Raw genomic sequence first — 5318 nt, forward strand, 5'->3', positions numbered from 1 at the left:
GAAGGTGAAAACGGTCAAATACTTCCGTGAACTGGAACAAGACAATCTGAACACCGCCGACTAACCTCCCGGAGCTGACTATGCATGCTTTAACCAACGGCCGCATCTATACCGGCAGCGAGATTCTCGATCACCACGCACTGGTGGTCGCGGACGGCGTTATCGACGCCATTTGCCCCGCCGACAGCCTGCCTGCCGGCATTGAACGCCGTGATCTGGCCGGTGCCGCGCTGGCGCCCGGTTTCATCGACCTGCAGCTTAACGGCTGCGGCGGCGTGCAGTTCAACGACAGCCTGGCGGCGCTGTCTGTCGAAACGCTGGAAACAATGCAGGCCGCCAACCAGCGCTCCGGCTGCACCAGTTTCCTGCCGACACTGATTACCAGTACCGATGAATTTATGCGTCGGGCGGTGGAGGTGATGCGCGCCTTTTTGGCGCAGCATAAACATCAGGCGCTGGGGCTGCATCTGGAAGGCCCGTACCTCAGCCCGGCCAAGAAAGGCACCCATGACCCGGCGTTAATGCGCGCACCAACGGAAGAGATGGTAGAATTCCTTTGCGCGAACAGCGATGTGATTAGCAAAATGACCCTGGCCCCCGAGCAGGTGGATCCCCAGATGATCCGTCGGCTCAGCGATGCCGGTATCCGTGTTTCCATCGGCCATTCCAACGCCACCTATGATCAGGCCAAGGCGGGTTTTGCCGCCGGCATCAGCTTCGCCACCCATCTGTTCAACGCCATGCCACCGCTGGTCGGACGCGAACCGGGGGTCATCGGCGCCCTGTTCGACGCCCCCGAAATCTACTGCGGCATTATCACCGACGGCCTGCACGTCAACTGGGCCAACGTGCGTAACGCCAAACGTATCAAGGGCGATCGCCTGGTGCTGGTCACCGATGCCACCGCACCGGCGGCCGGCACCGAGAATATTGAGCTGTTCATTTTTGCCGGCAAAACAATATACTATCGCGATGGCCTGTGCGTGGATGAGCACGGTACCCTCAGCGGCTCGGCGCTTACCATGATTGAAGCGGTGCGCAATAGTGTCGAATACGCCGGTATCGCGCTGGATGAGGCATTGCGCATGGCCACCCTTTACCCGGCACGGGCAATGGGCACGGACGCGAGGTTAGGGACGCTGACGGTGGGCAAAATCGCCAATTTAACCGCCTTCACCCGCGATTATAAAATCAGTAAAACTATCGTTAACGGCAACGAAGTTTGACCATAAGCGAGTAAGCGATGACACCAGGCGGACAGACCCCGATAGGCAATATTGACCTTGTTAAACAGTTAAATAGCGCGGCGGTCTACCGTCTCATCGATCAAATGGGGCCCATTTCCCGCATCCAGATAGCCGAACAGAGTCAGCTCGCGCCCGCCAGTATCACCAAGATCACCCGCCAATTGCTGGAACGCGGCTTGATTCGCGAAGTGGATCAGCAAGCGTCCACCGGCGGCAGGCGGGCGATCTCCATCGTGGCCGAGACCCGCGCCTTCCAGGCCATCGGCGTTCGCCTCGGCCGGCATGATGCGACGATCATGCTCTATGATTTGAGCAGCAAGGCCCTGCTGGAGGCGTTCTTCCCGCTACCGCAGCGGACACAGCAGACGTTGGAGCTGGCGCTCATGGAAGCTATCGCCGACTTTCTCGAGCAAGCGCAACGTAAAATCCGCGAGCTTATCGCTATCTCGGTGATTTTACCGGGGCTGGTCGATCCCTTCTCCGGCATTGTCCGCTATATGCCCCATATACAGGTTCACCGTTGGCCGCTGGTAGAGCAGTTACAACAGCGCTTCAATCTCACCGCGTTTGTGGGCCACGACATACGCAGTTTAGCGCTGGCGGAGCACTATTTTGGTGCAACCCAGGACTGCGCCGATTCCATTTTGGTCAGGCTGCACCGCGGTACCGGCGCGGGGATCTTAATTAACGGCCAGATATTCCTCGGCAGCAACGGCAACGTCGGTGAAATGGGCCATATCCAGGTCGATCCGCTGGGAGAGCGCTGCCACTGCGGCAATTTTGGCTGTCTGGAAACCATTGCCGCCAATGCCGCGATAGAGCAACGGGTGCGTCTGTTGCTCAGTCAGGGTTACGCCAGCAAACTGACGCCGGACCACTGCCGAATAGACACCATTTGCCAGGCCGCCAACCGCGGCGACGGGCTGGCGGTGGAAGTTATCAAACAGGTGGGGCGCCAGTTGGGCAAGGTTATCGCCCTGAGCATCAACCTGTTCAATCCGCAAAAGGTGGTGCTGGCGGGCGAAATCACCGAAGCCCACAAAATTTTGCTGCCGGCCGTGCAGCGCTGTATCGATAATCAGGTGCTGAAAGCCTTCCGGCAAAATTTACCGGTCGTAATCTCGGCGCTGGACCACAGTTCGGCCATCGGCGCTTTTGCCCTGGTCAAACGCGCTATGCTTAATGGTGTGCTGCTACAGCGGCTGCTGGAGACCGATTCGCCGGCGCACCGCTGATCTGCCCGCGGCGGCACGCGGCGCGGGTGAGGACGCTGCCGCCGTGGCGAAAACCATAAAACCGCTGCGCCTTATCTGAAGTCCTGCCCGGCTCACCCGGTTATTTCCCGGGCCTGCACTGCGAAAGAGTCCCTGCCCGGTTTGCCCCGTGATTGTTTCAAAATTCCCTCGTCCAGAGGGCCCGTTTGGCCTGCTGGGTCGGCAAGGCGGTTACGCGCCGCACCCGGGCCACGGCCGCCGGCGGTAAAAATCCCATTATCGAATTCGCAATGAACGAGCCTTTTTCTTCTGCTTTACTGCTTTTTATGTAATTTATTGCACATTTCATTAAATATTATTCGGCCGATAGGGTTTATTTCTGCATGGATATTGAATTGTTGGGCCATTTTGGTGCTAAATCGTTGCTAACGTGACGGCGCAAGCGACGACACGGCGACCGCCGGGATTAATCATGAGGGAAAAGCTATGTGTTCTATTTTTGGGGTGCTGGATCTGAAGACCGATCCGGTCGAACTGCGTAAACAGGCGTTGGAATGCTCCCGCCTGATGCATCATCGCGGCCCCGACTGGTCCGGTGTCTATGCGGGCGATAAAGCAATACTGGCCCATGAACGTCTGTCTATCGTCGACGTCAACACCGGCGCCCAACCCCTTTATAACGCGGCGCACACCCATGTACTGGCGGTCAATGGCGAGATCTACAACCACCAGCTTATCCGCGAACAGCTGGGCGATCGCTACGCTTTTCAAACCGGTTCCGATTGTGAGGTGATCCTGGCCCTGTATCAGGAAAAAGGCCCGGAATTTTTGGATGAACTGCGCGGCATGTTCGCTTTTATCCTGTACGACACGGAAAAAGACGCCTATTTAATCGGCCGCGATCACATGGGCATCATTCCCCTGTATATGGGGCATGACGAGCACGGTAACCTGTACGTCGCATCAGAAATGAAAGCGCTGGTTCCGGTCTGCCGCACGCTGCAGGAATTCCTTCCAGGCCACTATCTCTGGAGCCAGGACGGCGAAATGCGTCAGTACTATCAGCGTGATTGGTTCGACTATGATCGGGTGAAGGACAACGTTACCGACAAGGCGGCGCTAAAGGCGGCGCTTGAGGAGTCGGTGAAAAGCCATCTGATGTCCGACGTGCCTTACGGCGTACTGCTGTCCGGCGGGCTTGATTCTTCCATTATTTCCGCCATCACCAAAAAATACGCCGCCCGCCGGTTGGAAGACCAGGCCAAAAGCGAAGCCTGGTGGCCGCAGCTGCACTCCTTTGCCGTGGGCCTGGAAGGCTCGCCGGATCTGAGCGCCGCCAGTAAAATGGCGGCGGCGCTGGGCACGGTGCATCATGAAATCCATTTCACGGTGCAAGAAGGGCTGGACGCGATTCGCGACGTGATTTATCACATCGAAACCTATGATGTCACGACCATTCGTGCTTCGACGCCAATGTATTTAATGTCGCGCAAGATCAAAGCGATGGGCATCAAAATGGTCCTGTCCGGCGAAGGCGCCGATGAAGTTTTCGGCGGCTACCTCTATTTCCACAAGGCGCCGAACGCTAAAGAGTTCCACGAAGAGCTGGTATGTAAGCTGCAGGCCCTGCATATGTATGACTGCGCCCGCGCCAACAAAGCGATGTCCGCCTGGGGCGTCGAAGCGCGTGTTCCCTTCCTCGATAAGCAATTCCTGGACGTGGCCATGCGAATCAACCCACAGGATAAAATGTGCGGTAACGGCAAAATTGAAAAACACGTTTTGCGCGAGTGCTTCGCCGATTACCTGCCGGAGAGCGTCGCCTGGCGGCAAAAAGAGCAATTCTCCGACGGTGTGGGCTACAGCTGGATCGATAGCCTGAAAGCCATCGCCGCAGAGCAAATCAGCGATCGGCAGCTGGCCAATGCGCATTTCCGTTTTCCGTACAACACGGCCACCTCCAAAGAAGGTTATCTGTACCGGGAGATGTTTGAAGCGCTGTTCCCGCTGCCGAGCGCCGCGGAATGCGTCCCGGGCGGCCCGTCTGTGGCCTGTTCTTCCGCCAAGGCCATTGAATGGGATGAATCCTTCAAGAAAATGGACGATCCCTCCGGTCGCGCGGTGGGCGTACACGCTTCGGCCTATTAACGGGCATCCCGCCCGACCCTCCGTTCTAGCAAGCAGGCCGCGGGCAGGCGTCACCAGGCGCTTTGCACCTCGGCGGAGGTCGGCAACCGATCTAGACCCCATCGCCGGAGGGCAGACAGGGGTCCCGTTGGCGTTGGCATGATGGAAGGCGGGTGTGGCTGGCTCTGATGTTCGCCGTAACGACAGGCAAATGTCGCGCCAGCGTGCGCCAGGACGGCGGGCTTATGCCGCGCAGACGTTCCCAGGACGGTTATCACGCCGGCGAACCGGAGGTCTGCCGCCCCCGTCAATCATCCATGTTGCCCCGGTCAAAAAGCCCCTTGCCGACCCGCGATTCACGCCCGTGAGCGCGGGAAAATCATTGCGTTAGCCGCTTTTATCGTCAGGTTGTTCATAAGCCAGACAAACGGCCCGCGCAATGCCGGTTAAGCGAAAAAAAGGGGTTGACTGAAGTTCGTCAACTCCGCATAATGCGCCCCGCAACGCCGAATGTAGGTCATGTGGAAAGTTGGCTACGTAGCTCAGCTGGTTAGAATACAGCACTCATAATGGTGGGGTCACAGGTTCGAATTCCGTCGTAGCCACCATACTTTGCGGGAGTGGCGAAATTGGTAGACGCACTAGATTTAGGTTCTGGCGCCGCAAGGTGTGCGAGTTCAAGTCTCGCCTCCCGCACCATTGTTTCGGTTAGCAGCAAATGGGGTATAGC

The 5318-nt window shown here is 57.8% G+C and carries 3 protein-coding genes and 1 tRNA gene; all 4 read left to right on the plus strand.

What is annotated here, in order from left to right; all coding sequences use genetic code 11:
- Positions 1 to 80 precede the first annotated feature (80 nt).
- The 4 genes from nagA (at position 81) to ACMX3H_RS19425 (ending at position 5287) form a co-directional block, all read left to right on the plus strand.
- On the plus strand, positions 81 to 1226 hold the full coding sequence (gene nagA, locus ACMX3H_RS19410; protein ID WP_415211843.1) for an N-acetylglucosamine-6-phosphate deacetylase: 1146 nt from the start codon (positions 81 to 83) through the stop codon (positions 1224 to 1226).
- 17 nt (positions 1227 to 1243) lie between these two features.
- Positions 1244 to 2482: a DNA-binding transcriptional regulator NagC gene (nagC, locus tag ACMX3H_RS19415; RefSeq protein ID WP_415211842.1), complete on the plus strand. Its 1239-nt coding sequence runs from the start codon at positions 1244 to 1246 to the stop codon at positions 2480 to 2482.
- A 465-nt stretch (positions 2483 to 2947) separates the two neighbouring features.
- Positions 2948 to 4609 carry an asparagine synthase B gene (gene asnB, locus ACMX3H_RS19420; RefSeq protein WP_415211841.1) on the plus strand — a complete coding sequence of 554 codons (1662 nt, stop codon included), beginning with the start codon at positions 2948 to 2950 and terminating at the stop codon, positions 4607 to 4609.
- Between the two features lie 593 nt (positions 4610 to 5202).
- Positions 5203 to 5287, plus strand: a tRNA-Leu gene (locus ACMX3H_RS19425).
- Positions 5288 to 5318 lie beyond the last annotated feature (31 nt).

Origin of the sequence: Sodalis sp. (in: enterobacteria), assembly GCF_047607725.1 — a bacterium.
GTDB lineage: Bacteria > Pseudomonadota > Gammaproteobacteria > Enterobacterales > Enterobacteriaceae > JBLKSS01.

Coding starts and splice junctions, on each gene's coding strand:
- nagA (WP_415211843.1), top strand. CDS start 81: ATGCATGCTTTAACCAACGGCCGCATCTATACCGGCAGCGAGATTCTC.
- nagC (WP_415211842.1), top strand. CDS start 1,244: ATGACACCAGGCGGACAGACCCCGATAGGCAATATTGACCTTGTTAAA.
- asnB (WP_415211841.1), top strand. CDS start 2,948: ATGTGTTCTATTTTTGGGGTGCTGGATCTGAAGACCGATCCGGTCGAA.